This window comes from Herbidospora sp. NBRC 101105, from assembly GCF_030269205.1.
Taxonomy (GTDB): Bacteria; Actinomycetota; Actinomycetes; order Streptosporangiales; family Streptosporangiaceae; genus Herbidospora; species Herbidospora solisilvae.
Genome location: NZ_BSSX01000006.1, coordinates 79,095 through 104,817 on the forward strand (window position 1 = coordinate 79,095; position 25,723 = coordinate 104,817).

At 70.8% G+C, this 25,723-nt stretch carries 25 protein-coding genes; 20 read left to right on the plus strand and 5 right to left on the minus strand.

Annotation, left to right across the window (positions count from 1 at the left end):
• Positions 1-95: 95 nt before the first annotated feature.
• The 12 genes from QSK34_RS24085 to hisG all read left to right on the plus strand — a co-directional run bounded on the left by QSK34_RS24085 (position 96) and on the right by hisG (position 11,420).
• A complete protein-coding gene (locus tag QSK34_RS24085; protein ID WP_051759654.1) occupies positions 96-827 on the plus strand; it encodes a helix-turn-helix transcriptional regulator in 732 nt (243 codons plus the stop codon).
• Complete coding sequence (sufB, locus tag QSK34_RS24090; RefSeq protein WP_285586889.1) at positions 824-2,236, plus strand: Fe-S cluster assembly protein SufB; 1,413 nt, start codon at positions 824-826, stop codon at positions 2,234-2,236. The genes QSK34_RS24085 and sufB overlap by 4 nt, the downstream gene beginning before the upstream one ends.
• A gap of 2 nt (positions 2,237-2,238) precedes the next feature.
• Entirely contained in the window at positions 2,239-3,357 is a 1,119-nt protein-coding gene (gene sufD / locus QSK34_RS24095; RefSeq protein WP_161483124.1) for a Fe-S cluster assembly protein SufD, read from the plus strand.
• Entirely contained in the window at positions 3,354-3,671 is a 318-nt protein-coding gene (locus QSK34_RS24100; RefSeq protein WP_161483125.1) for a non-heme iron oxygenase ferredoxin subunit, read from the plus strand. The genes sufD and QSK34_RS24100 overlap by 4 nt, the downstream gene beginning before the upstream one ends.
• Position 3,672: 1 nt before the next feature.
• Positions 3,673-4,419: a Fe-S cluster assembly ATPase SufC gene (sufC, locus tag QSK34_RS24105; RefSeq protein WP_161483126.1), complete on the plus strand. Its 747-nt coding sequence runs from the start codon at positions 3,673-3,675 to the stop codon at positions 4,417-4,419.
• Positions 4,419-5,684 (plus strand): cysteine desulfurase, encoded by a 1,266-nt coding sequence (locus QSK34_RS24110; protein ID WP_285586899.1) that lies wholly within the window; start codon positions 4,419-4,421, stop codon positions 5,682-5,684. Before sufC ends, QSK34_RS24110 begins: the two co-directional genes overlap by 1 nt.
• Positions 5,681-6,112: a Fe-S cluster assembly sulfur transfer protein SufU gene (sufU, locus tag QSK34_RS24115; protein WP_030452277.1), complete on the plus strand. Its 432-nt coding sequence runs from the start codon at positions 5,681-5,683 to the stop codon at positions 6,110-6,112. Before QSK34_RS24110 ends, sufU begins: the two co-directional genes overlap by 4 nt.
• A 1-nt stretch (position 6,113) precedes the next feature.
• Positions 6,114-6,482, plus strand: coding sequence for a metal-sulfur cluster assembly factor (locus QSK34_RS24120; protein ID WP_161483128.1), 369 nt, complete (start codon positions 6,114-6,116; stop codon positions 6,480-6,482).
• Between the two features lie 311 nt (positions 6,483-6,793).
• A complete protein-coding gene (locus QSK34_RS24125; protein WP_285587791.1) occupies positions 6,794-8,605 on the plus strand; it encodes a DEAD/DEAH box helicase in 1,812 nt (603 codons plus the stop codon).
• A 167-nt stretch (positions 8,606-8,772) separates the two neighbouring features.
• A complete protein-coding gene (locus tag QSK34_RS24130) occupies positions 8,773-10,098 on the plus strand; it encodes an aminotransferase-like domain-containing protein (protein ID WP_285586903.1) in 1,326 nt (441 codons plus the stop codon).
• Positions 10,099-10,251: 153 nt separating this feature from the next.
• Positions 10,252-10,515, plus strand: coding sequence for a phosphoribosyl-ATP diphosphatase (locus QSK34_RS24135; RefSeq protein ID WP_030452281.1), 264 nt, complete (start codon positions 10,252-10,254; stop codon positions 10,513-10,515).
• 59 nt (positions 10,516-10,574) lie between these two features.
• Positions 10,575-11,420, plus strand: a complete 846-nt coding sequence (gene hisG / locus QSK34_RS24140) for an ATP phosphoribosyltransferase (RefSeq protein ID WP_285586906.1) — start codon at positions 10,575-10,577, stop codon at positions 11,418-11,420.
• 21 nt (positions 11,421-11,441) lie between these two features.
• Here hisG and QSK34_RS24145 read toward each other — a convergent pair whose 3' ends face one another.
• Positions 11,442-12,683 (minus strand): EAL domain-containing protein, encoded by a 1,242-nt coding sequence (locus QSK34_RS24145; RefSeq protein WP_285586909.1) that lies wholly within the window; start codon positions 12,681-12,683, stop codon positions 11,442-11,444.
• 117 nt (positions 12,684-12,800) lie between these two features.
• Between QSK34_RS24145 and QSK34_RS24150 the strand changes: the two genes are divergently transcribed.
• From QSK34_RS24150 to QSK34_RS24170, 5 genes are all read left to right on the plus strand, one after another.
• A complete protein-coding gene (locus tag QSK34_RS24150; RefSeq protein WP_285586912.1) occupies positions 12,801-13,469 on the plus strand; it encodes an acVLRF1 family peptidyl-tRNA hydrolase in 669 nt (222 codons plus the stop codon).
• A gap of 219 nt (positions 13,470-13,688) precedes the next feature.
• Complete coding sequence (locus QSK34_RS24155) at positions 13,689-15,287, plus strand: ABC-F family ATP-binding cassette domain-containing protein (protein WP_285586915.1); 1,599 nt, start codon at positions 13,689-13,691, stop codon at positions 15,285-15,287.
• A 114-nt stretch (positions 15,288-15,401) separates the two neighbouring features.
• Positions 15,402-15,617 (plus strand): helix-turn-helix domain-containing protein, encoded by a 216-nt coding sequence (locus QSK34_RS24160; protein ID WP_030452286.1) that lies wholly within the window; start codon positions 15,402-15,404, stop codon positions 15,615-15,617.
• A 142-nt stretch (positions 15,618-15,759) separates the two neighbouring features.
• The gene (locus QSK34_RS24165) at positions 15,760-16,578 is read left to right on the plus strand and encodes an enoyl-CoA hydratase/isomerase family protein (RefSeq protein WP_285586920.1); all 819 of its coding nucleotides are present in this window, start codon (positions 15,760-15,762) and stop codon (positions 16,576-16,578) included.
• A 39-nt stretch (positions 16,579-16,617) separates the two neighbouring features.
• Entirely contained in the window at positions 16,618-18,501 is a 1,884-nt protein-coding gene (locus QSK34_RS24170; protein WP_285586921.1) for an ABC transporter ATP-binding protein, read from the plus strand.
• On the opposite strand, the gene QSK34_RS24175 is transcribed toward QSK34_RS24170, so the two are convergent.
• Entirely contained in the window at positions 18,479-19,354 is an 876-nt protein-coding gene (locus QSK34_RS24175) for a sulfotransferase family protein (protein WP_285586923.1), read from the minus strand. The two genes, QSK34_RS24170 and QSK34_RS24175, sit on opposite strands and share 23 nt — an antisense overlap.
• A gap of 31 nt (positions 19,355-19,385) precedes the next feature.
• Between QSK34_RS24175 and QSK34_RS24180 the strand changes: the two genes are divergently transcribed.
• Entirely contained in the window at positions 19,386-20,303 is a 918-nt protein-coding gene (locus tag QSK34_RS24180) for a S66 peptidase family protein (protein ID WP_285586924.1), read from the plus strand.
• 142 nt (positions 20,304-20,445) lie between these two features.
• Positions 20,446-21,246, plus strand: coding sequence for a hypothetical protein (locus QSK34_RS24185; protein ID WP_285586926.1), 801 nt, complete (start codon positions 20,446-20,448; stop codon positions 21,244-21,246).
• A 10-nt stretch (positions 21,247-21,256) separates the two neighbouring features.
• On the opposite strand, the gene QSK34_RS24190 is transcribed toward QSK34_RS24185, so the two are convergent.
• Both QSK34_RS24190 and yczE read right to left on the minus strand, forming a co-directional pair.
• Positions 21,257-23,014: a glycoside hydrolase family 15 protein gene (locus tag QSK34_RS24190; protein WP_285586927.1), complete on the minus strand. Its 1,758-nt coding sequence runs from the start codon at positions 23,012-23,014 to the stop codon at positions 21,257-21,259.
• A gap of 4 nt (positions 23,015-23,018) precedes the next feature.
• On the minus strand, positions 23,019-23,582 hold the full coding sequence (gene yczE, locus QSK34_RS24195) for a membrane protein YczE (protein ID WP_353051423.1): 564 nt from the start codon (positions 23,580-23,582) through the stop codon (positions 23,019-23,021).
• 105 nt (positions 23,583-23,687) lie between these two features.
• Here yczE and yczR point away from each other — a divergent pair, with 105 nt between their 5' ends.
• Positions 23,688-25,076, plus strand: coding sequence for a MocR-like transcription factor YczR (gene yczR / locus QSK34_RS24200; protein WP_285586930.1), 1,389 nt, complete (start codon positions 23,688-23,690; stop codon positions 25,074-25,076).
• Here yczR and QSK34_RS24205 read toward each other — a convergent pair.
• The gene (locus tag QSK34_RS24205) at positions 25,060-25,674 is read right to left on the minus strand and encodes a trimeric intracellular cation channel family protein (protein ID WP_285586932.1); all 615 of its coding nucleotides are present in this window, start codon (positions 25,672-25,674) and stop codon (positions 25,060-25,062) included. The genes yczR and QSK34_RS24205 overlap by 17 nt on opposite strands.
• Positions 25,675-25,723 lie beyond the last annotated feature (49 nt).

Below are 25,723 nucleotides of genomic sequence, written 5' to 3' on the forward strand. Positions count from 1 at the left end.
AACTTAGGTAAGCCTTACCTGGGTGACAAATTGCATTCCCCACGAATGCGGGGTTCCGTTTGTGGTGCGGGAAGGAATTACGCCACACTGATGTTGTGAAAAACGTGACCGGGATCAGCGCAGGGGAGACCACGCGGTCCTCCGGCGTGCCCTCGGAACGGGGAACCCGGGCGCGGGTCGCGCGCCTGATCCTCGAACACGGCCCGGTCACCGCCGCCGACCTCGGCGAACGGCTGGGGCTCACCCCGGCCGCCGTGCGGCGGCATCTCGACAACCTTCTCTCCGAGGGGATGATCGAGCCCCGGCAGGCACACCCGAAGGGGCAGCGGGGGCGTGGCCGTCCGGCCAAGCTCTTCGGCATCACCGATGCCGGGCGCAGCGCCTTCGAGCACGCCTACGACGACCTCGCCGGCAGCGCGCTGCGGTTCCTGGAGGAGCATCTGGGGCCCGCCGCCGTCACCGAGTTCGCCCGGCAGCAGGTCGCCGGTCTCGTCGCGAGGCTGGGGCCGGCGATGCGGCAGATCCCGGCCGAGCAGCGGGTGCGCATGCTCGCCGAGGCGCTGTCGGCCGACGGATACGCCGCCTCGTCCACCAAGACGGCGACCGGCGGGGAGCAGCTCTGCCAGCACCACTGCCCGGTCGCCCACGTCGCGGCCGCGTTCCCGCAGTTGTGCGAGGCCGAGACCGAAGCGTTCGGGCGTCTCCTGGGCACGCCCGTCCAGCGGCTGGCCACCATCGCCCACGGAGACGGAATCTGCACCACCCACGTCAGCCCCCACGCGCTGGCGCGAGCCACTCGTATAGAGAGCAAGGAGCCCGGAAGGTGACTGTCACCGACCGCCCGGAGCTGGAAGGCCTCGGGAACTACAAGTTCGGCTGGTCCGACCCCGACGCCGCCGGCGCCGTGGCGCGCCGCGGCCTGAACGAGGACGTCGTGCGGAACATCTCCGCGCTGAAGAACGAACCCGAGTGGATGCTCGACCTGCGTCTGAAGGGGCTGCGCCTGTTCGGCCGCAAGCCCATGCCGACCTGGGGTTCCGACCTCACGGGCATCGACTTCGACAACATCAAGTACTTCGTGCGGTCGACCGAGAAGCAGGCGGCGTCCTGGGACGAGCTGCCCGCCGACATCAAGAACACCTACGACAAGCTGGGCATCCCCGAGGCCGAGAAGCAGCGGCTCATCGCGGGCGTCGCGGCCCAGTACGAGTCCGAGGTGGTCTACCACAAGATCCGTGAGGACCTTGAGGAGAAGGGTGTCATCTTCGTCGACACCGACACCGGCCTGCGCGAGCACGAGGAGCTCTTCAAGGAGTACTTCGGCTCGGTGATCCCCGTCGGCGACAACAAGTTCGCCGCGCTGAACACCGCCGTGTGGTCGGGCGGCTCGTTCATCTACGTGCCGCCGAACGTCAACGTCGAGATCCCGCTCCAGGCCTACTTCCGGATCAACACCGAGAACATGGGCCAGTTCGAGCGCACGCTGATCATCGTCGACGAGAACAGCTACGTGCACTACGTCGAAGGCTGCACCGCCCCGATCTACTCCAGCGACTCGCTGCACAGCGCGGTCGTGGAGATCATCGTGAAGAAGGGCGCCCGCTGCCGCTACACGACCATCCAGAACTGGTCGAACAACGTCTACAACCTGGTCACCAAGCGCGCCGTGGCGTACGAGGGCGCGACCATGGAGTGGATCGACGGCAACATCGGGTCCAAGGTCACGATGAAGTACCCGGCCGTCTACCTGATGGGCGAGCGCGCCAAGGGCGAGACCCTCTCCATCGCCTTCGCCGGCGAGGGCCAGCACCAGGACGCCGGCGCCAAGATGGTGCACCTGGCTCCGAACACGAGCAGCACCATCATCAGCAAGTCGGTGGCGCGCGGCGGTGGCCGCACCTCCTACCGGGGCCTGGTCCAGATCGAGGAGGGCGCCGCCGGATCGGCCTCCACGGTCAAGTGCGACGCCCTGCTGGTCGACCAGATCAGCCGCTCCGACACCTATCCCTATGTCGACGTCCGCGAGGACGACGTGTCCATGGGCCACGAGGCGACCGTCTCGAAGGTCTCCGAAGACCAGCTCTTCTACCTGATGAGCCGCGGTCTGAACGAGGACGAGGCCATGGCCATGATCGTGCGCGGCTTCGTCGAGCCGATCGCCCGTGAACTTCCCATGGAGTACGCCTTGGAGCTCAACCGTCTGATCGAGCTGCAGATGGAAGGAGCGGTGGGCTAACCATGGGTCTTGAGACCAAGCCGCTCGTGACCCTGCACGAGACGGCCTCCTTCGACCTGGCCGACTTCCCCGTCCCGACCGGACGCGAGGAGCAGTGGCGGTTCACGCCGCTGTCGCGGCTGAAGGGCCTGCACGACGGTACGGCCGTCAACGACGGCAACGACCGCACCGAGGTCCTGACCCCGTCCGGGGTGAGCTACGAGCTGGTCAGCCGGGAAGACCCCCGGATCGGCACGGCGGGCAAGCCGGCCGACCGGGTGGCGGCGCAGGCGTACAACGCGTTCGAGAAGGCCGGTGTCATCACCGTGCCCAAGGAGCTCGTGGCGTCGGAGCCGATCGTGGTCAACGTCCACGGGCAGGGCGGCACGGTGTTCCGCCACCTGCTCGTCGACGTCAAGCCGATGGCCGAGGCGGTCGTCGTGCTGAACTACACGGGCACCGGCGTGCAGGGGGCGAACGTCGAGTTCGTCGTCGGCGACGGCGCCAAGCTGACCGTGGTGTCGAACCAGGACTGGGACCGCGACGCCGTGCAGGTGGCGCAGTACACGACGCTGGTCGGCAGGGACGCCACCTTCAAGTCGGTCGTGGTCACCCTCGGGGGCGACCTGGTCCGGATCTCGCCGCGGGTGGCCTACACGGCGCCCGGCGGGCGGGCCGAGCTGGTCGGGCTCTACTTCGCCGACGCCGGTCAGCACCTGGAGCACCGCCTCCTGGTCGACCACAGCGTGCCCAACTGCGCCTCCGACGTCACCTACAAGGGCGGCCTCCAGGGTGACGACGCCCACACGGTCTGGATCGGCGACGTGATCATCCGCGCCGAGGCCGAGGGCACCGACACCTACGAGCTCAACCGCAACCTGCTGCTGACCGACGGCGCCCGCGCCGACTCGGTGCCGAACCTGGAGATCCTCACCGGCGAGATCGCCGGGGCGGGCCACGCGTCGGCCTCCGGCCGGCTCGACGACGAGCACATGTTCTACCTGCAGGCGCGCGGCATCCCCGCCGACGAGGCCCGCAAGCTCATCGTCCACGGCTTCTTCAACGAGCTGATCCAGCGCATCGAGGTGCCGGAGATCCAGGAGAAGGTGCTGGCCGCCGTCGAGGCGGAGCTCGCGCGATGAGCTTCGAAAAGGTCTGCAAGGTCGAGGACGTCCCCGACGAGGGCGTCATCGGCGTCGAGGTCGACGGCATCCCCGTGGCCCTCGTTCGCGAGGGCTCGGAGGTGTACGCCGTCCACGACGTCTGCTCCCACGCCGAGGTGCGCCTCAGCGAGGGAGAGGTCTACGACGGCACGCTGGAATGCTGGCTGCACGGATCGTGTTTCGACATCCGTACCGGCAAGCCCACGGGGCCGCCCGCGACCAGGCCCGTTCCCACATACCGAGTCAAGATCGAAGGCGACGACGTGTATGTCTCGCTCTCGAAGGAGTCATAACGTGTCCACGCTCCAGATCCGCGACCTGCACGTCTCCGTCGGCGACAAGGAGATCCTCAAGGGGGTCGACCTGACCGTCAGCGCCGGTGAGACCCACGCCATCATGGGCCCCAACGGCTCGGGCAAGAGCACGCTCGCCTACGCCATCGCCGGCCACCCGAAGTACACGATCACCAGCGGCAGCGTCACCCTCGACGGTGAGGACCTGCTCGACATGTCGGTCGACGAGCGAGCCCGCGCGGGCCTGTTCCTCGCGATGCAGTACCCCGTCGAGGTCCCCGGCGTGTCGGTGTCCAACTTCCTGCGCAGCGCCGTCACGGCCGTGCAGGGCGAGGCCCCCAAGCTGCGCCAGTTCGCCAAGGACCTCAAGACCGGCATGGACAACCTGGCGATCGACTCCGCCTTCGCCACCCGCAACGTCAACGAGGGGTTCTCCGGCGGCGAGAAGAAGCGCCACGAGATCCTCCAGCTGGAGCTGCTGAAGCCGAAGGTGGCCGTCCTCGACGAGACCGACTCGGGTCTCGACGTCGACGCCCTGCGCGTCGTCTCCGAGGGCGTCAACCGCTTCCGCGCCTCGGGTGACACCGGCGTCCTGCTGATCACCCACTACACCCGCATCCTGCGCTACGTGAAGCCCGACTTCGTGCACGTCTTCGCGGCCGGCCGCATCGTCGAAGAGGGCGGTCCCGAGCTCGCCGAGAGGCTGGAGAACGAGGGCTACGAGGCCTACACGAAGGTCAGTTCCTGATGTTCGACGTCGATCTCATCAGAAAGGACTTCCCGGTCCTTTCTCGTGAGCTGCCAGGAGGGCGCGCGCTCGTCTACCTGGACTCCGGCAACTCATCGCAGAAGCCGAACCAGGTGATCGAGGTCATGCGCGACCACCTGGCCAACCACTACAGCAACGTCGGCCGCGCCCACCACACGCTGGGCGCGGAGTCGACGGCCGCCTACGAGGACGCCCGCGACGCGATCGCCGCGTTCGTCGGCGCCCCCTCGCGCGACGAGATCGTCTTCACCAAGAACGCCTCCGAGGCGCTCAACCTCGTCGCGTACGCCTTCGGCAACCCGATCGCCACCGACGACCGCTTCCGGGTCGGGCCGGGCGACGAGATCGTCATCAGCGAGATGGAGCACCACTCCAACATCGTGCCGTGGCAGCTGCTCGCCCAGCGGACCGGCGCCACGCTGCGCTGGTTCAAGGTGACCGACGAGGGCCGCCTCGACCTCGACGACCTCGACGACCTGGTCAACGAGCGCACCAAGATCGTGTCGATCGTCCATCAGTCCAACGTGCTGGGCACGGTCAACTCGGTCTCGCCGATCCTGGCCCGCGCCCGCGAGGTCGGCGCGCTGATGATGCTCGACGCGTCCCAGTCGGTGCCCCACATGCCGGTCGACGTCACCGAGCTCGGGGTCGACTTCGTGGCCTTCACCGGCCACAAGATGGTCGGCCCGTCGGGCATCGGCGTGTTGTGGGGCCGCCGGGAGCTGCTCGACGCCATGCCGCCGTTCCTCGGCGGCGGCGAGATGATCGAGGCGGTCTGGATGGACCGCTCGACCTACGCGCCCGTGCCGCACAAGTTCGAGGCCGGCACCCCGCCGATCGTCGAGGCCATCGGCCTGGGCGCGGCGGCGAACTACCTGACCGGCATCGGCATGGCCGACGTCAGGGCCCACGAGAAGACGCTGACCGGCTACGCCCTCGACGCGCTCGGCGAGGTCCCCGGCCTGAAGGTGATCGGCCCGCGCACGAACATCTCGCGGGGCGGCACGATCTCGTTCACCCTGAAGAACCTGTCGGGTGACGACATCCACCCCCACGACGTCGGGCAGATCCTCGACGACGCGTTCGGCATCGCCGTCAGAGTCGGTCACCACTGCGCCAGGCCGCTTCACCTGCGGTTCGGCATCCCCGCCACCACTCGTGCGTCGTTGTACCTTTACAACACCACGGACGAGATCGACGCCCTGGCGCGGGGGCTCCACCATGTGCAGAAGGTGTTCGGATGATCGCTGAGTCGATGTACCAGGAACTGATCCTGGAGCACTACAAGCATCCCCAGGGCCGTGGCCTGCGCGACCCGTTCGACGCCGAGGTCCACCACGTCAACCCCACCTGCGGCGACGAGATCACGCTGCGGGTGAAGGTCGACGAGGGCAAGGTCCTCGACGTCTCCTACGAGGGCCAGGGCTGCTCGATCAGCCAGGCCGCCGCCTCGGTGCTCCACGAGCTGGCCACCGGGTCGACCGTCGAGGAGAGCCTCGGCGTCGTCGACGAGTTCACCCGGCTGATGCAGGGCCGCGGCCAGGTGGAGGCCGACGAGGACGTCCTCGGCGACGCGGTCGCGTTCGCCGGGGTCGCCAAGTATCCGGCGCGGGTCAAGTGCGCCCTGTTGTCCTGGATGGCGTACAAGGACGCCGTGGTGAGGAGTGCCTGAGATGAGCAAGCCGACCGAGACCCCGACGGCCGCCCCCTACGACGGCGACCTGTCGCCCGACGAGGTCATGGAAGCCCTCCGCGACGTCGTCGACCCCGAGCTCGGCGTGAACGTCGTCGACCTCGGCCTGATCTACGGCCTCAACCTCGACGCCGCCGGCGAGGGCGAGAAGCCGGTCGCCACGATCGACATGACGCTGACCAGCGCCGCCTGCCCGCTGACCGACGTCATCGAAGACCAGGCCAACTCGGCGCTCGCCGACCTGGTCAGCGGCGTGGTCATCAACTGGGTGTGGCTGCCGCCGTGGGGTCCCGACAAGATCACCGACGACGGTCGTGACCAGCTGAGGATGCTCGGCTTCAACGTGTGATTCCCACCGGGTTTCCCGGTGTAAGATACGAGGGTTGACTTCAAAGGCCGTCCGCTTTGGGAGCGGGCGGCCGTTTGCCGCGACTGTGAACCGCGGCGACTGCACACTGCTATGCAGTTTCTCGCGCCACGATGAGATCGGCGCGTTTATCGGGCGGTGCGCAGAGATGGCACTCGGCACCTTTGGAAGGGGTGCCCTCCCCCGATGCGGCGGATTGCCGCCCCGGTTTAATTTGGCTCGTCCTTTCGCAGAAGAGACGCGCCTGCGTGCTGCGGCACGTCCCTCTCACCGAAAGGCACGACCACGTGACCATGCTCGAACCGACCATGTCCGCGACCGACTCCACCGACGAGGCCGTCAACGGCTTCGCCGCGCTGGGGCTGCCGCGCCCACTGGTCACCGGGCTCGCCCGTCAGGGCATCGAATCGCCGTTCCCCATCCAGGAAGCCTGCATCCCCGACATTCTGACCGGCCACGACGTGCTCGGCCGCGGCCAGACCGGCTCGGGCAAGACGCTCGCGTTCGGGCTGCCGATGATGGCCCGCATCGCCGGTGACCGCGCGCTGCCCAAGCGTCCGCGCGCCATCATCCTGGTCCCCACCCGTGAGCTGGCCCTGCAGGTGAACGACGCCCTGGAGCCGCTCGGCCGGGGCCTGTCGCTGCGGATGAAGACCGTCGTCGGCGGCATGTCGATGGGCCGGCAGATCGAGGCGCTGCGCCGCGGCGTCGAGGTCATCGTCGCCACGCCGGGCCGTCTCACCGACCTGATCGAGCAGGGCGAGTGCTCGCTCGAGGACGTCGAGATCAGCATCCTCGACGAGGCCGACCACATGTGCGACCTGGGCTTCTTCCCGGTCGTCAGCGCGCTGCTCGACCAGACCCCCGTCCACGGCCAGCGGCTGCTGTTCTCGGCCACCCTCGACGGCGACGTCGACCAGCTCGTCAAGCGTTTCCTCGTCGAGCCGATCACCCACTCGCTCGCCCCGGCCACCTCGCCGGTCGAGACGATGGAGCACCACCTCGTGCAGGTGAGCTGGCAGGACAAGCCGGCCATCACCGCCGAGATCGCCAACCGCGAGGGCCGCACCATCCTGTTTGTGCGCACCCAGCACGGCGTCGACCGCGTCGTGAAGCAGCTCGCCCGCGTCGGCGTCCAGGCCGGCGGCCTGCACGGCGGCAAGCGGCAGAACCAGCGCACCCGCATCCTCGGCGAATTCCGCGAGGGCGGCATCAAGGTGCTCGTCTGCACCGACGTCGCCGCGCGCGGCATCCACGTCGACGACGTCTCGCTCGTGCTGCACGTCGACCCGCCGGCCGACCACAAGAGCTACCTGCACCGCGGCGGGCGCACCGCGCGGGCGGGCGAGAAGGGCAGCGTCCTGACGCTGGTCATGCCCAACGAGCGCCGCTCGACCGACGCCATGGCCCGCCGGGCCGGCATCACGCCCTCGCGGCACCGCGCCGTCCCGGGCGCCCCGGTGCTGGCCGACATCGCCGGGGCCCGCGAGCCCAGCGGCGAGTCGATCCCGGTCTGGGAGCCCGACATCCGCAAGCCGCTCCGCCCCCGCTCCGGTGGCCGCGACGACCGTCCGTCGGGTGGCCGCAAGCGCTTCGAGGGTCGTCGCCGGTACGACGGCGACCGCCCCCAGAGCCACGACGACCGTCCCCGCCGCGACTTCGGCGACGACCGTCCGCGCCGTGAGGGCGACGACCGGCCGCGCCGCGAGTTCGGGCACCGTCCGCGCTTCGCCCACGACGACCGGCCGCGCCGTGAGGGCGACGACCGGCCGCGTTTCCAGGGCGGCGACGACCGTCCGCGCCGTGAGGGCGACCGCCCCCGCCACAACGACGACCGGCCCCGTTACCGCGACGAGCGTCCCCGTTTCCAGGGTGACGACCGGCCGCGCCGGGACGCCTCCGCCCCGGCTCCGGCCCGGGGTCACTTCCGTGACGACCGGGCGCCGAGGGCGTACAACAACGACCGCGAGCGGCCCGTCCGCGACGACCGCGGCGGCGAGCCCCGCACGTTCGGCGAGGACCGCGCCCGTGGCGGCTTCCGCGGCCGGTCGGGCGGCGGCGGCTTCCGCCAGGGCCGTCCGGGTGGCCGCTTCAACGGCCGCTAGTCAGCAGTAGAGAACGCCGGTTCCCCATGCGGGGGACCGGCGTTCCGTCGTCTCACGGCACGTCAAACGGCCGTTCCGTTCGATGGAACATCCGTGTCACGCCCTAGGTGACAGAGACAGCCGAAACGACGGGGACATGAACCATGCGCAACCCACAAGGGCTCCGCGTGCCGATCCACTTGGGCCGCGGCGCCGCCGAGGCGCTGCCCGACCAGCTCGCCGGACAGCTCCGCCAGGCCATCGACTCGGGACAGCTCGCGGCGGGGATCCGCATGCCGTCCACGCGGACCATGGCCGTGGCGCTCAAGATCTCGCGGGGGGTGGCGCTGACGGCGTACCAGATCCTGCACTCCGAGGGGTACGTCACCAGCCGCCACGGGTCGGGCACCTACGTCGCCGCGCGGACGCGGCAGGCCGAACGGGCGCCGCTGCGCCCGCCTGCCCGGCCGAACGTCGTCGACATGCGGCCCGACCAGCCGACCGCCGACGCCTTCCCGCTGGCCGAGTGGCGGGCGGCCTGGCGCCGGGCCAGCCACCGCGTGCCCAGCGCCGCCGAGCCGCCGCCCGGCGGGCTGCCGGAGCTGCGGGCGGCCATCGCCGCCCACCTGCGCGACACCCGGGGGCTGGTGCTCGACCGGCACGAGATCGTGGTCACCACCGGCTGCGAGACGGCGCTCCAGCTCGCGGTTCCGGAGGGCCGCTCGGTCGTCGGGATCGAGGACCCCGCCCTGCCCCGCCTCAGGGAGGCCCTGGCGGGCCACAGAGGGCACGTCGTGCCCGTTCCGGTGAGTTCCACCGGACCGCAGGTTCCGGCCGGTGTGGACGCTCTGGTGCTCACGCCCGACCGCAACGAGCCGCTGGGCTACCGGCTGCCGACCGAGCACCGCCGGGCCCTGGCGGCGTGGGCGGCCGACCGGGGGACCTACCTCATCGAACCGGCCTTCGACGGCCTGTTCAACGCCAGCCTGAACCCCTGCCCGTCGCTGCTGGCGCTGGGGGACCCGGAGATGACGATCATGTTCGGCTCCTTCCGCGAGCTGCTGACGCCGGGGATGCGGCTGGCCTACCTGGTCGTGCCGCGCCACCTGGCCGACGGGATGCGGGAACGGGCCTGCGCGGTGCCGGAGACCTGCCAGCGGGCCGCATCCGACCTGCTCTCGACGGGCGCGGTCACCCGCCGGGTCGACCGGCTCTCGGCGATCTTCGCCCGGCGCCGGACGATGGTCCGCCAGGCGCTGACGGGGGTCCGGCGCGACACCAAGGTCATCGGCACCGAGACCGGCGCCACCGCGACCCTGTTGCTGCCCCGGGCGCTCCCGGCCCCCGCGCTGGCCGAGCAGCTCCGGGCACGCGGGGTCAGGGTGGCCACCCTCGCGGCCTTCCACCACCGGGGCGGCCGGGCCGGGAACGGGGTGGTGTTCGGCTTCGGCCACATCGAGGAGGCGGACCTGCGCCGGGCCCTGCGGATCATGGTCCGCGCCCTCTCGTCGTGACTTTCCCACGCCTTCGATGGAAGCGGTCCCGGGCCGCGAAGCCGAGCGCCACTGACGGGCGTTCGGCCGGGTGAAGTGGCCTGGGGGCGACACGGGTCTCGCTGAGTGGACGCTGCCGTGTTCCAGGCGGTGACCCCCATTAGGCTTGGGCGAGTGACGACGTTCGATGAGCTCTACGACGTGCTGTCCGAGAAGGCCCGCACCCGTCCCGAAGGGTCGGGGACCGTGAAGGCGCTCGACGCCGGGGTCCACTCGATCGGCAAGAAGATCGTCGAGGAGGCCGCCGAGGTCTGGATGGCGGCGGAGTACGAATCGGCCGACCGGACCGCCGAGGAGATCTCGCAGCTGCTCTACCACCTCCAGGTGCTCATGCTGGCCCGCGGGATCGGGCTCGACGAGGTCTACAAGCATCTTTAGGGCACCCCCGGGTGCCCGGACCTCGCTCATCTCAGAGGCCATCCCGAAAGGTTCCAACCATGCTTCGCCTCGCCGTACCGAACAAGGGCGTGTTGTCCGAGGCCGCCCAGGTCATCCTGAAGGAGGCGGGTTACCGCCCCCGGAAGGACAGCAAGGAGCTCGTGGTCGTCGACCCGGAGAACTCCTGCGAGTTGTTCTTCCTCCGTCCCCGTGACATCGCGGTGTACGTCGGCGAGGGCACCCTCGACGCCGGCATCACCGGCCGCGACATGCTGATCGACTCCGGCGCCCCGGCCGACGAGGTGGTGCCGCTCGGCTTCGGCCGGTCGACCTTCCGCTTCGCCGCGCCTCCCGGGGCCTTCAGCAACGTCAAGGACCTCAACGGCAAGCGGGTCGCGACCGCGTACGCCGGTCTGCTCGCCGGCTACCTGGAGGAGCAGAGCGTCGACGCCCGCGTCATCAAGCTCGACGGCGCGGTCGAGACGGCGATCCGGCTCGGCGTGGCCGACGCCGTCGCCGACGTCGTGGAGACCGGCACCACCCTGCGCAACGTCGGCCTGGAGGTGTTCGGCGACCCGATCACCACGTCCGAGGCGATCCTGATCAAGCAGGTCGGGGCGCCCGAGAACAACGGCTTCCAGCAGCTCATCCGGCGGCTGCAGGGCGTGCTCGCGGCGCGCGACTACGTGATGATCGACTACGACATCCGGGTCGAGCGCATCGACGAGGCCATCGAGGTCACTCCGGGCATGGAGGGGCCGACGGTCTCGCCGCTGCACCGCGAGGGCTGGGTGGCGGTCCGCGCGATGATCCGCCGCAAGGGCCACCAGCAGGTCATGGACAAGTTGTGGGACCTCGGCGCCAAGGCGATCCTGATCACCGACATCTACGCCTGCCGGCTCTAGCCGCCCGGCCGGCCGGTCCCGCTACTTCGGGACCGGCCGGTTGGCGACGTGCCTGATCAGGTCGCTGACGTGGACCGTGCCCAGGCAGCGGCCCACCTCGTCGACCACCACGAGGTCGTCGTAGACGCGCTTGGCGTCCTGCCCGGCGACCTGCATGGCCGCTATCGCCGGGGTCGTCTTGGGCACCAGCCGGGCGCTGTCGGCGATCCGGTGGGCGGGCTTCTTGGCGTGCAGGGCGTGGCCGTAGGCCCCGGCCATGTAGAGCAGGAACCGGCTGCGGTCGACCATCGACTGCGGACGCTGGTACTCGTCGACCAGGACCACGCTCGTGATCGAGGCCTCGTTGCCGAAGGCCTGCACGACGTCCTCGGAGGTCGCGGTGATCGGCAGCGTCACGGCCGGCATCAGGAACTCCTGCACCCTCGGCCCGAGGAGCTGGGCGAGGTTCGGCGAGGTCTCGGTCGCCGGGACCGGCACGTGCACCCGCCCGTCGGCGGGCCGCCAGTCGCCCGGGGCCAGCAGCGGCCCGGTGGCCAGCCTGACCCCCCACGCCCGCACCGCCGCGAGCTGGACCTCGTCCTGCACGCCCGGCGCGAGGATGTGCGCCGCCACGCCCTTGGCCACGGTGACCAGCGCCTCGGCCACGGCCGCCCGGCGGGCGTCCTTGGGGGCGCGCTCCACCAGTTCGGGGGAGATCAGGATGACGTAGGGGGAGGCGTCGGCGAGCACGTCGAGCGGGAGGTTGCGCACCCCGACGCCGCCGAAGGCGATCAGGTAACCGGCCGCGCGCAGCCCGTCGACCCCGGCCAGCAGCCGGGAGCGCTCGCCCGGGTCGAGGTCGCCCTCGATGGTCAGGATGATCTCGCGCGGCCGGCGTCCGGCCACCCGCATCGCCTCGTGCAGCGGCGCCAGCCCCGCCGAACCGGCCGAGACGGCGGCGATGGGGATGGGCAGCACGAGGGGGAGCCGCGCGTCGTGCTCGGCGGCGGCGCGGATGCCCGCGACGGTCCCGCCGACGTCGGCCCGCTCGGCCGCGGGCGTGCTCGCACCGACCTGTATGGCGATCACCCCGCCGGTGTCGAGGTCGACGACGGGCGTGAAGCTGGCGACCGGGCCGAAGGCGCTCGGCGGGCCGCCGGTGGGGTTCTGCGGCGCGGCGGCCCAGGCCGGCACGTACCCCGACACGGTGAACGGGCCGGTCGTGGAGGACTGCTCACCAGGTGAGACGGCGACCGGCGCCGGATAGGGCAAGGGAACCGACACACGACGATTCTGGTGCGCCTGCCTGCCGTCCTTGAGGCCGGTGATGCGAAATTCACCCACATTTCCCCCTGCCGACAACCGTGGACGTCCGGCTCCGGGCCGCTAATCTGGGCAGCCATGAGCGCACGCCCGGCCGCCGGGGGCGGACGGTGGGTGTCGATCCCCCCGTCCCGGCTGCCCCGCTGGCTCACCAACTTCGCCGACCGCCACGGCGGGCCGCCGTCGGAGACGGGCACCCCTGAACTGGTCGTGCTCACGGCCCCGGACGGCGCCGTGGCCGAGTGCCACGTCCCGTTCGGTCCTCTGGAGGCGCGCCCCGGCCCTCTCGCCGAGGCCTTGGTCTCCCACGTCTCCCGGGACCGCCGGGTGGCGGTCCTCCTCGTACGTCTCGGCGGATACGCCGCCGGGGTCTTCGAGGGCGACCGGCTGCTCGGCTCCAAGGTGGGCTCCCGGCTCGTCCACGGGAGGAGCGCCGCCGGAGGGTGGTCGCAGCAGCGGTTCGCCCGCCGCCGGGAGAAACAGGCCGACGAGGCCCTCGGGGCCGCCGCCGACGTGGCCGCCCGGGTGCTGCTTCCCGCGGTGGGGGAAGGGGTGGCGGGGTTCGTCGTCGGGGGAGACCGCAAGGCGATCGACGAACTGCGGGGCGACCGGCGGCTGGCGCCGCTGTTCGCGCTGGAGACCGCGCCCTTCCTGACCGTCCCCGATCCCCGGCTGGCCGTGCTGGAGAAGACGCCGGAGGAGTTCCGGGCGGTCAGGATCAGGGTGGTCGATCCGCCCCAGGTTTAAGAAGTCGGGGATTTCGCCGGGCCACCATACAATCGACGCATGCGCACTCCCGATTGATCACTTCCGTGTGCCCGCGATCCGAAGCCATGTCTTCCAGCCGGTTCACGGCGCGAGCCACGGCCGTCCGCGTCACGTGTTCTTCGAGCAGACTCACAGCGCGAGCCACGGCCGTCCTCCGGCCGTCCGCGTCTCGCTACTCACGGGAGTGTCCCCCAAACCATGATCATCGCAACCGACATCGAACTGCGCGTGGGTTCGCGCCTCCTCATCGAGGGGGCGTCGTTCCGGGTCAACCCGGGCGACAAGATCGGCCTGGTCGGCCGCAACGGAGCGGGCAAGACCACGCTCACCAAGACCCTCGCCGGCGAGGGCCAGCCCGCGGGCGGCACGGTCACCATCACCGGCGCGGTCGGCTACCTGCCGCAGGACCCGCGCACCGGCGACCTCCAGGTGATCGCCCGCGACCGCATCCTGTCGGCGCGCGGCCTCGACGAGGTCATCCGCGACCTGCGCCAGGCCGAGCTCGGCATGACCTCGGCCGACCCGCGCACCCGCGACAAGGCCGTGAAGGCCTACGGCCGCCTCGAAGACCGGCTCCACGTCCTGGGCGGCTACGCCGCCGAGTCGGAGGCCGCCTCGATCGCCTCCAGCCTGGGCCTGCCCGACCGGGTGCTCGGGCAGCCGCTGGAGACCCTCTCGGGTGGTCAGCGGAGGCGGGTCGAACTGGCGCGCATTCTTTTCTCGGGATCGGAGACTCTCCTCCTCGACGAGCCGACAAACCACCTCGATGCGGACTCGATCGGCTGGCTTCGTGATTTTTTGCGTTCCCACCAGGGCGGCTTGATCATCATCAGCCACGATGTTGGTCTACTTGAAGCGACGGTAAACCGGGTGCTCCATCTCGACGCGAACCGGTGCGTGATCGACACGTACAACGTCGGCTGGAAGGCCTACCTGACGCAGCGCGAGACCGACGAGAAGCGCCGCAAGCGCGAGCGGGCCAACGCCGAGAAGCAGGCCGGGGTGCTGATGGCGCAGGCCGACAAGATGCGCGCCAAGGCCACCAAGGCCAAGGCCGCCCAGGACATGCAGCGCCGCGCCGAGCGCCTGCTGCGCGGGATCGAGCCCGAGCGCCGCTCCGACAAGGTCGCCAAGCTGCGCTTCCCGTCGCCCGCGCCCTGCGGCCGCACCCCGCTGTCGGCCGTCGACCTCTCCAAGTCCTACGGCTCCCTTGAGGTCTTCACCGATGTCGACGCCGCCGTCGACCGGGGCCACCGGGTCGTCATCCTCGGCCTCAACGGCGCCGGCAAGACCACGCTGCTGCGCATCCTGGGCGGCATCGAGAAGCCCGACACCGGCGAGGTGCGCCCCGGCCACGGCCTGAAGATCGGCTACTACGCCCAGGAGCACGAGACCCTCGACCCCGAGCGCACCGTGCTCGAGAACATGCGCTCGGCCGGGCCCGACCTCGCCGACGTCGACCTGCGCAAGGTGCTCGGCTCGTTCCTGTTCACCGGCGACGACGTCGACAAGCCCGCCGGGGTGTTGTCCGGCGGCGAGAAGACCCGGCTCGCCCTGGCCACGCTGGTGCTCTCCAGCGCCAACGTGCTGCTGCTCGACGAGCCCACCAACAACCTCGATCCGGCCTCGCGGGAACAGGTGCTGACGGCTCTGCGCTCTTACACAGGGGCGATCGTCTTGGTCACCCACGACGAAGGGGCGGTGGAGGCGCTGCAACCCGACCGGGTCATCCTGCTGCCCGACGGTGTCGAAGACGCGTGGAGCGAGGAATTTTCCGATCTCGTCGCCCTCGCCTGATCATAAATTTACCGGGTACGGATCTTTTCCCTGGGAGTAGGTAGCCGATCGAGCCGAAATGACTGATCATGGCGTGAGTAACGCTGCGGAAGTCTGGCACTACAGGAGGTACTCGTGGCCGAGACTCTGAAGAAGGGCACCCGGGTGACCGGGGCCGACCGTGAAAAACTGGCCAGCGATCTCAAGAAGCGCTATGCCGCGGGTGAGAGCATCCGCGCCCTGGCCGCTTCCACCGGCCGGTCGTACGGATTCATCCACCGCATCCTCAGCGAGTCGGGCGTGACTCTGCGGGGACGCGGCGGGGCGACCCGAGGCAAGACCAAGCGCTAGTTCCGCCTCGCCGCCGCGCGACCGCAGCCGCTCGTGTACCTCAGATCCAGAGCGGTCCGCTCCCGAGCCGACCGGCCGGGGTCGGATGACCGAACAGGGTTCGGTAGGCTCGGGCGTGACCGCCAGGAAGGGGTTGCGGGCTGTGAACGACGCTGTGGAAGCGGCACAAGGGGGGAGAGCGGAGCAGATCTCGGCGAGCGCGCTCGCTGAGGTCGGACTGCGCTACGAGGTGGACGGCGAGATCGCGACGATCACGCTGAACCGGCCGGACAAGCGGAACGCCCAGACGTTCGCCACCTGGTCGGCACTGGCCCGGATCGGGGACGACCTCCCCGGGACCGTGCGGATCGTCGTCGTGAAAGGCGAGGGGCCGTCCTTCTCCGCAGGCATCGACCTGCGACTGTTCACGCCCGGGGGAGTCCCCGGTGAGGGCTCGTTCTCCTCGGTGCTCGGTGAGGGCTTCGAGGAGCGGATCGCCCAGGCGCAGCAGGCCTTCCTGTGGTTGCGTCGTCCGGAGATCATCTCGATCGCGGCCGTCCAGGGCCACGCGATCGGGGCCGGATTCCAGCTCGCGCTCGCGTGCGACCTGCGGATCGTGGCCGACGACGTGCAGTTCTGCATGAAGGAACCGGCGCTCGGCCTGGTGCCCGACCTGACGGGGACCAAGCCGCTGGTCGATCTCGTGGGGCTGCCGAGGGCCCTGGAGTTGTGCGTCACCGCCCGGAAGGTCGGGGCGGAGGAGGCGTTGCGCCTCCGGCTGGCCGAGCTGGCCGTACCGGTTGAGGAGCTGGATACGGCCGTGGCCGACCTTGCGGCGGCGCTGCTCGCCACGGAGCGGTCCGCCGCGACCGCGACGAAACGGCTGCTGCAGGGCGCGGGAACCCGCACACTGGAGGAGCAGGCGGCCGCGGAGAGAGCCGAACAGGTGGTCCGCATCCGGTCGCTGTTCGCCTCGGGCTGATCCTGGAATCGCCCTTTCACGTAAAGGGTTTGCCACGACATGGCGATGATGGGCGGCCCGAACATGGGCTGGCAGATGATGCGGTCGATGCGGCGCGACGGCGACGTGATGAAGGAGCGTCTCGCGCCGGGCACGATCCGGCGGATCGCCCGCTACGCCGCGCCGTTCAAGTGGTCGATCGTGGCGTTCCTGGCCCTGATCACGGTCGGGTCGCTGACCGTGGTGGCCAACCCGCTCGTCGTGAAGCAGATCATCGACGTGGCCATCCCGTCGAGGGACTCGGGGCTGGTCGTCTGGCTGGCGCTGGCCATCGCGGGCCTGGCGCTGCTCGACGCCGTGCTGGGCCTGGCCGAACGCTGGTTCTCGGCCCGGATCGGCGAGGGCCTGATCTACAACCTGCGCACGGAGGTCTTCGACCACGTCCAGCGCATGCCGGTGGCGTTCTTCATGCGGGCGCAGACGGGCGCGCTGGTCTCGCGGCTCAACGGCGACGTCATCGGCGCGCAGCGGGCCATCACCAGCACGTTGTCGTCGGTCGTCTCCAACGTGGTCAGCCTGGTCGTCGTGCTGGTCACGATGCTGGCGCTGTCGTGGCAGATCACCCTCGTGGCGCTGTTGATGGTGCCGGTCTTCATCCTGCCCGCCCAGTGGGTGGGCCGCCGCATGTCGACGTACACCCGCGAGCAGATGGAGCTCGGCGCCGAGATGAGCTCGGTGATGACCGAGCGCTTCAACGTGGCCGGTGCGATGGTCGCCAAGCTCTACGGCCGCCCCGACGACGAGGCCCGGCACTTCGCCGGGCGGGCCGCCCGGGTGCGCGACATCGGCGTCACCGTCGCCATGTTCGGCACCGTGTTCCGCATCGCGCTGGGCCTGATCGCCGCGCTCGCCACCGCCCTGGTCTACGGGCTCGGCGGCGTGCTGGCGGTCGACGGATCGTTCGAGCTCGGCACGCTGGTGGCCATGTCGGCCCTGCTGATGCGGCTGTACGGCCCCCTCACCGGCCTGTCCAACGTCCACATCGACGTGATGACCGCCCTGGTCAGCTTCGACCGCGTCTTCGAGGTGCTCGACCTCAAGCCGATGGTCGCCGAGAAGCCCGACGCCCAGAGGGTGCCGGCCGGGCCGGTCACCATCGAGTTCGACGACGTCCGCTTCCGCTACCCGGGCGCCGCCGAGGTGTCGCTGGCCTCCCTGGAGTCGGTCGCCCGCCCCGACCAGGGCGAGTCGGCCGAGGTGCTCAAGGGCGTCACCTTCACCGCCCGGCCGGGCCAGATGGTCGCCCTGGTCGGCCACTCGGGGGCCGGCAAGACCACCACGACCTCGCTGGTCTCCCGCCTGTACGACGTCGACGCCGGCGCCGTCCGGCTCAACGGCCTCGACGTGCGCGACGCCACGATGGAGTCGCTGCGCGACACCGTGGGCGTCGTCATGCAGGACCCGCACCTGTTCCACGACACCATCGCCGCCAACCTGCGCTACGCCCGCCCGGAGGCCACCGACGAGGAGATCTGGGAGGCCCTGCGGGCGGCCCAGATCGCCGACCTGGTCGCCACGTTGCCCGAGGGGCTCGACACGGTCGTGGGGGAGCGCGGCTACCGGTTCTCCGGCGGCGAGAAACAGCGGGTGGCGCTGGCCCGGCTGCTGCTCAAGGCCCCTCCGGTGGTGGTGCTCGACGAGGCCACCGCCCACCTCGACTCGGAGTCGGAGGTGGCCGTGCAGCAGGCCCTGAAGACGGCCCTGGCGGGCCGGACCAGCCTGGTCATCGCCCACCGGCTGTCGACCATCCGCGAGGCCGACGTGATCCTGGTCATGAACGAGGGCCGCGTCGTGGAACTCGGGCGGCACGACGAGCTGATGGTCCTCGACGGCGCCTACGCGGAGCTCTACAAAACCCAGTTCACGAGTAGCCCAGCCGTTTGAGCTCCTCGCGGGCGACCTTGCCGACCAGTTCGGCGTCGGTGTGCGCGAGGCGGCGGCGGGCCCCCACCTGCGGGGCGCCGGCGCCGTAGAGGGCGATCGTGGAGATCTTGGCGCCGAGGAACTCGCCCACCTGGCCGAACGTCTCGGCGGGGGACTTGTGCAGGTCCTCGTACCGGATCGTCAGGAGCTGGTCGGCGGGCAGCTCCTTGCGGAGCACCGCCGACAGGCGGATCGCGGCGCGCCAGCGCAGCGCGCTCTTGCCCGCGACCGGCATCTCCTTCCAGCGCAGCTTGTGCTCGGCGTTGTTGACGCCGAGGAACGGGCTGGGGAACTCGCTGTCGTCGGACAGCATGTGGGGCTTGAACCAGGCCATCGTCGCCGGGTCGGCCAGCATGTCGGCGACGACGTCGCGGCCGTCGCGGATGACCTGGACGAACCGGGCGTCGGGGAAGGCCTGGAGCAGGACGGGGGCGCTGTAGAGCAGGTCGGGGCTGGCGTCGCCGAACCGGGTCAGCTCGGAGGCGGTCACGCACGGGCCCGCCCCGATGATGCCCCCGGCCTCCTTGCACGTGCCGGAGCACTCGCCGCACGCGCCCGGCACCACCTGCCAGGCCTCGGCCAGCACGTCGCGGATCACCCGGGGCGCCCCCGGGCTGCGCGCGATCGACGGCCGCCGCGCGAACGCGTAGACGACACGGGAAACCGCGCCCCGGCCCATCGTGAGGTGCACGCCGGGCGAGCGCTTGATGGCACGGGCGAGCAGGTCCGCACCGCTGTGGGGGGCGGCGAGCACGAAGACCGGCTGACGGACCTTGACGCCGTTTACCACGAGAATGTGGGTCGGTGGTCGCATAGGTAGCGCCTAGTCTGACACTCTTTGGGGGGTGTCCGAACGTACTCCACCCCGTCTCCGGCACGGCGACACCGTGGCCGTCGTCGCGCCTTCGGGTCCGGTCGACCTCGACCGGCTCAACCGCGGCCGCCACGTGCTCACCGGCCTCGGCCTGAACGTCCGGTTCGGGCCCCGCATGCTGATCCGCCGCGGCTACCTCGCCGGGCCCGACCAGGCCCGCGCCGCCGACCTGCAGGAGGCCTGGTGCGATCCGGAGATCGCCGCCGTGGTCTGCGCCCGGGGCGGCTACGGCGCCACACGGGTCCTCGACCACCTCGACTGGGACAAGATGGAGGCCGTCCGGCCCAAACCCCTCGTGGGGTCGAGCGACATCACCGCCCTCCACCTGGCCTTCCAGCGCCGTCTGGGGGTGGCCTCGTTGTTCGGCCCGATGCCGGCCTGCTCGACGATCAGCGACGAGGAGGGGCCGGAGCCCCGGTCGTTGTCCCACCTCAAGGCCTCGCTCATCTCCAGCCTGGAGCCCCGGCCGGTCAAGGGCGACCAGGTGCTCGTGCCGGGGTCGGCCATCGGGCCGCTGACCGGCGGCAACCTGACGCTGCTGGCGGCGCTCTGCGGCACGCCCCACCAGATGGAGGCGCGGGGCCGGATCGTCCTGCTTGAGGACGTGCGTGAGGAGCCCTACCGAATCGACCGTATGCTGACCCAGCTACTCCAGGCCGGTTGTCTCGACGGCGCGGTCGGCTTCGCCCTCGGGTCGTGGGTGGAGTGCGGGGAGGCGCTCCCGGTGCTGGTGGAACGACTCGGACCGCTGGGAGTGCCGATCATCGCGGGGCTCCCGATCGGTCATGGGACACCACAGTTCAGTGTGTGGCTGGGGGCTGATGGTGTAATCGATGCAGAATCGTGCTCATTGACAGGCCTCATCGGCAACCAGGACAAGGCACCCTGAAACCTGGCAACACGCCACGTTTGTAAGGGGATGAGCCTTGGGTCTGTTGCGGCGGCTCCGCAGCCGGATTCGGCCTGACCAGCCTGTACAACCCGCCTCCCGGCCCGTCGAGGACGTCGATCTTGACTCCCTCCTCGCCCTGGTGGTCGAGACGATGGGCTACACCTGCGCGTTCGAGGACGACGGCGCCACCCTGATCATGGGCGGCGACGAGACGTCCCGTACCGTCAATCTGGTCGGGCTCCGCCGTGAGGCGGCCCGCAGGTCACGCGAGGACTGGCCGATGCTGGTCTCCGAGCACCTGTCCCACGCCGTGTCGGGCGAACCGTTCGACGCGTGCAACCTGGGCCGGATCAAACCGCTGCTGCGCACCCGCCTGCACGCGGCCGACGACCCGGCGATCCCCGACCCCTCGCGCATCATCGGCCGCCACCTGAGCGCCGACCTGATCGAGGTGCTGACGATCGGCGGCCGTCCGGTCCGGCCGGAGGAGGCCTTCTGCTGGCCGATCCCGCCCGCCGAGGCGCTCGACGTCGCGCTCGACAACGCCCTGACCGACGAGCGCATCACCGCCGAGTACCTGCAGCTCGGCGGGGTGAGCGTGCGGATGATCAGCGCGCCCACGGCCGTGGCGCACCTGCGGCGGCTGCCCGGCCCGCCCGACGGGCTGCTCGTCGTGCTGCCCCACCCGGGCGCGATGGCCGTGCACCCCATCGAGGGCATCGGCGTCGTACGCGCCCTGGAGCGCATGCGCGTCTACGCCCAGCGCGAGTTCGACGACCGCGACGGCGGCCTCAGCCCCCACGTCTACTGGTGGCACCGCGACCGGCTGACCCGCATCCAGGCCGACCTGGTTCCCCAGGACGGCCAGGTCAGGCTCGTGGTGACGCCGCCCGCCGACTTCGCCCGCCTGCTGGCGCGCCTCGCCGGAGACGCCAACTGACCACCGCGGGTCAGCCCAGCGCCTGGGCCGTGTGGATCAGCGGGACGTGGCTGAACGCCTGCGGGAAGTTGCCCACCAGGCGGCCCTGCACGGGGTCGTACTCCTCGGAGAGGAGGCCGACGTCGTTGCGCAGGTCGAGCAGGCGCCGGAACAGGTCGCAGGCCTCCTTGCGCAGGCCCATGCGGGCCTTGGCCTCGGCGAGCCAGAAGCTGCAGGCCAGGAACGCGCCCTCGCGGCCGGGCAGCCCGTCGACCGCGTTGTGCTCGCTGGTCGAGTAGCGCAGCACGAACCCCTCGGGCGTGGTCAGCTCGCGCTCGATCGCGTTGATGGTGCCGATCACGCGGTGGTCGTCGGGCGGCAGGAAGCCCATCGTGGGGATGAGCAGCGTCGCGGCGTCGAGCTCCGTGGAGCCGTAGTACTGGGTGAAGGTGTTGCGGTCGGGGTCGTAGGCCTTCTCGCAGACCTCCTTGTGGATCTCCTCGCGCAGCGCCTTCCACCGGTCGATCGGGCCCGAGCGCCGCTGGGCCTCCATGGTGCGGATGACGCGGTCGCAGGCGACCCAGACCATCACCTTGGAGTGGGTGAACTGGCGGCGCGGGCCGCGCACCTCCCACAGGCCCTCGTCGGGCTGCTGCCAGCCGGTCTCCAGGAAGTCCATCATCTTGCGGGTCAGCTTCCAGGCGTGGTCGTCGGGGTGGAGGCCGCCCTTGCCGGCCTGGTAGAGCGAGTTGACGACCTCGCCGTAGACGTCGAGCTGGAGCTGGTTGGCGGCGCTGTTGCCGATGCGGGCCGGCAGGGAGTTCTCGTAGCCGGGGAGCCAGTCGAGGGTCATCTCGGGGAGGCGGCGTTCGCCGGCGACGCCGTACATGATCTGGAGGTCCTGCGGACGTCCGGCGATCGCGCGCAGCAGCCACTCGCGCCAGGCCTTGGCCTCTTCGATGTAGCCGCTGGTCAGCAGGGCGTCGAGGGTCATCGAGGCGTCACGCAGCCAGCAGAACCGGTAGTCCCAGTTGCGCACGCCGCCGAGGTCCTCCGGCAGGCTGGTGGTGGCCGCGGCGACGATGCCGCCGGTGGGGGCGTAGGTCAGCCCCTTCAGCGTGATCATCGAGCGGACGACGGCGTCGCGCCACTCGCCCGCGTGGGTGCCCTTGGAGACCCAGTCCTCCCAGATCTCGCGGGTGTAGTCGAGCTCGTCGAGCGGGTCGATCATGGGCGGCGCGGGCGCGTGGGAGGGGTGCCAGCTGAACACGAACGACAACTTGTCGCCCGCCTCGACCCGGAAGGTGCCCTTGTGGCGGTAGTCGCTGCCGTGCAGGTGGACCGGCGAGTGGATCCAGGCGGAGTCGGGGCCGGCCACCGCCTGGAGGCTGCCGTCGCGGCGGCGCACCCACGGCACGATCCGGCCGTAGTCGAACCGGATGCGGATCTCGCAGTTCATCTCGACCGAGCCGGCCACGCCCTCGACGACCCTGACCAGGCGGGGGTGCTCGTGGCGGATCGGCATGAAGTCGATCACCCGGGCGGTGCCGCCGGGGGTGTCCCAGGTCGATTCCAGCACGAGCGTGTCGCCCCAGTAGCGGCGGCTGGAGGCCATCTCCATCCCGGAGGCCCAGATGCGCCAGGAGCCGTGGCGCTGGTTGCCCAGCAGCGCGGCGAAGCACGCGGGGGAGTCGAAACGGGGCAGGCAGAGCCAGTCGACCGAGCCGTCGCGGCCCACCAGGGCCGCCGACTGCATGTCGCCGATCAGCGCGTAGTCCTCGATCCGCATGTGATCAAGCTACCCACCGGGCCTTCATGAAGAACTGGGTGACGGGCCCGATCATCAGGGCGAACACCAGGGTGCCCACGCCGGCGACGCCGCCGAGGAGCCACCCGATCGCCAGCACGGTCAGTTCGATGACCACCCGGGCCAGCCGGATCGACAGGCCGAGCCGGTGCAGCCCGGTCATCAGGCCGTCACGCGGCCCGGGACCGTATCCCGCGCCGATGTAGAGGGCGGTCGCGCCGCCGACGACGACCACCCCGGTCAGCAGGTAGGCCCACTGGAGGAGCCAGTGACCGGGTGTGGGGGCCAGCCAGACGGTCAGGTCGAAGAACCACCCGAGCAGCAGCACGTTGCTGATCGTGCCCAGGCCCGGCCGCTGGCGCAGGGGGATCCAGAGCAGCATCACGGCCGCCCCGACGATGACGACCCACGCGCCGATGCTGAGCCCCCAGTGGCGGGACAGACCCTGGTGGAAGACGTCCCAGGGGGAGCTGCCGAGGTTCGACTCGATCTGGAGGCCGGAGCCGGCGCCGTACAGGAACAGACCGGCGTAGAGCCGGACAAGCCGCACAGAGGTGGGATGAATGGATGTTTGTACCATAGTGCCCTCAGTGTGGCGAAGGTCCTGGCCGGGAAAACAGAGCCAATCGTCGAAATTGGTCTTAAGCTGGCCGGCATGACGCGCACCATCGCTCCCGAGCAGCTCGCCCGCCTGCTCGCCGTCCCGGCCGGCGCCCGCCCCTACTACCGGGCGCTGGCCGAGGCGCTGCGGGAGCGGGTGCACGACGGCGCGATCCCCGTCGGGGTGCGCCTGCCGGCCGAACGCCACCTCGCCGCCGCGCTCGGCGTCAGCCGGACCACCGTGACCGCCGCCTACGACCTGCTCAAGGACCACGGCTACGTCACCGCCCGGCAGGGCTCCGGCAGCACGACCGCGCTCCCCGTGGGCGGCGACACCCCCTGGACGATCCCGATCCCCGGCGACGGCATGATCCCCCTGCACGTCGCCTCGATGCCGGCCGCCTCCCAGGTCGCCCCCGCCGTGGCCGCCGCCGCCGCGAGCTACCACCGCCACCTGCTCGGCATCGGCTACGAGCCGGTCGGCCTGCCCGTCCTGCGCGAGGAGGTGGCCCGGCGCTACACCGACCGCGGCGTGGCCACCCGGCCGGAGCAGATCCTCATCACCCCCGGCGCCCAGCAGGCCATGCACCTGCTCTTCACACTGCTGGTCAGGCCCGGCGACCCGGTGCTGCTGGAGTCGCCGACCTACGCCCACGCGATCCAGTCGGTCCGGCTCCACGGGGCCAGGGTGGTGGCGGCGGGGGAGCTGATGGAGAGCTCGCTGCGGCAGGCGAAGGTCGCCTACGTGCTGCCCGACTTCCACAACCCCACCGGCACGCTGATGGACGCCGCCCGCCGGGCCGCGCTCGTGGCCGCCGCGCGCCGCCACGACGTCACGCTGATCTGCGACGAGACCTGGGGCGAGGTGGCCGTCGACGACGTGGTCATGCCGCCGCCGCTGGCCCGCTGGGACACCGACAACCGGGTGATCACGATCGGGTCGGCGTCGAAGTTGTGGTGGGGCGGGCTCCGGGTCGGGTGGTTGCGCGGCACGGCCGAGCTGGTGGAGCGGCTGTCGGTGCTGCGGTCGGGCGTCGACCTGGCCACGGCGGTGTTCGACCAGCTCGTGGTGGCCGAGTTGTTCCCCCGGGTGGAGGAGTCCCGGGCCGAGCGCCGCGCCTGGCTGGCGACCTCCCGCGACGCCCTGACGGCGGCGCTGGCCGAGCACCTGCCCGGCTGGACCTATCCCCACCCGGTCGGCGGCGGGTCGATCTGGGCGAAGCTCGACGTCCCGTCGGCGGCCCCGGTGGTCCAGGCGGCCGCCGCGAACGGGGTCAGGCTCGCGCCCGGACGGTGGTTCGGCGTCGACGGCGCCTGCGAGGGTTACCTGCGGCTCTCCTACTGCCATCCGCCCCACCTGCTGGCCGACGCGGTCGCCAGGATCGCCGCCGCCCGGCCGGGGCAGGCGCCGCCGGCCGACACCCGGCTCACGCTGAGTCTGTGACGCCCCGCGCCAGCGGTGCCCGCCAGCCCCGCCGCATCGCCAGGAACCGCAGGCCGAAGGCCAGCACGGCGGCGGCCAGGACGGCCAGCGGGCCGCGTACGCCGAACTCGAAGAGCGCGGCGAGCGTGAACGCGCCCAGGAACGCGGGCACCGCGTAGAGCTGGCGGTCGTAGAGCAGCGTGGGCCGCTGTCCCGACAGGACGTCGCGCAGCACGCCGCCGCCGACCGCCGTGACCACCCCGAGCAGCACCGCGTGCAGCGGCGACAGGCCGAACAGCAGCGCCTTCTCGGTGCCGGTCGCGCAGAACAGGCCCAGCCCGGCCGCGTCGAAGATCAGGATGCTCGGCAGCAGCCGGGTCACCTGCGGGTGCCAGAAGAACACGATCCCCGCCGCCACCAGCGGGACCAGGACGTAACCGGCGTCGTGCAGCGCGGCCGGCTGCACGCCCAGGAACACGTCGCGCAGGATCCCGCCGCCCACCGCGGTGAAGAACGCCAGCACCGCCATGCCGACGACGTCGAGGCGGGTGCGGACCCCGGCGAGCGCGCCGGAGATGGCGAAGACGAAGATCCCGGTGAGGTCGAGCACCCATGTCACCAGGACATCTTGTCAGGGTTGACTTACCGATGATGTGATGCGGGTCACT

Coding starts and splice junctions, on each gene's coding strand:
- sufD (WP_161483124.1), top strand. CDS start 2,239: ATGGGTCTTGAGACCAAGCCGCTCGTGACCCTGCACGAGACGGCCTCC.
- QSK34_RS24100 (WP_161483125.1), top strand. CDS start 3,354: ATGAGCTTCGAAAAGGTCTGCAAGGTCGAGGACGTCCCCGACGAGGGC.
- QSK34_RS24110 (WP_285586899.1), top strand. CDS start 4,419: ATGTTCGACGTCGATCTCATCAGAAAGGACTTCCCGGTCCTTTCTCGT.
- sufU (WP_030452277.1), top strand. CDS start 5,681: ATGATCGCTGAGTCGATGTACCAGGAACTGATCCTGGAGCACTACAAG.
- QSK34_RS24120 (WP_161483128.1), top strand. CDS start 6,114: ATGAGCAAGCCGACCGAGACCCCGACGGCCGCCCCCTACGACGGCGAC.
- QSK34_RS24125 (WP_285587791.1), top strand. CDS start 6,794: ATGCTCGAACCGACCATGTCCGCGACCGACTCCACCGACGAGGCCGTC.
- hisG (WP_285586906.1), top strand. CDS start 10,575: ATGCTTCGCCTCGCCGTACCGAACAAGGGCGTGTTGTCCGAGGCCGCC.
- QSK34_RS24150 (WP_285586912.1), top strand. CDS start 12,801: ATGAGCGCACGCCCGGCCGCCGGGGGCGGACGGTGGGTGTCGATCCCC.
- QSK34_RS24155 (WP_285586915.1), top strand. CDS start 13,689: ATGATCATCGCAACCGACATCGAACTGCGCGTGGGTTCGCGCCTCCTC.
- QSK34_RS24170 (WP_285586921.1), top strand. CDS start 16,618: ATGGCGATGATGGGCGGCCCGAACATGGGCTGGCAGATGATGCGGTCG.
- QSK34_RS24175 (WP_285586923.1), bottom strand. CDS start 19,354: ATGCGACCACCGACCCACATTCTCGTGGTAAACGGCGTCAAGGTCCGT.
- QSK34_RS24190 (WP_285586927.1), bottom strand. CDS start 23,014: ATGCGGATCGAGGACTACGCGCTGATCGGCGACATGCAGTCGGCGGCC.
- yczR (WP_285586930.1), top strand. CDS start 23,688: ATGACGCGCACCATCGCTCCCGAGCAGCTCGCCCGCCTGCTCGCCGTC.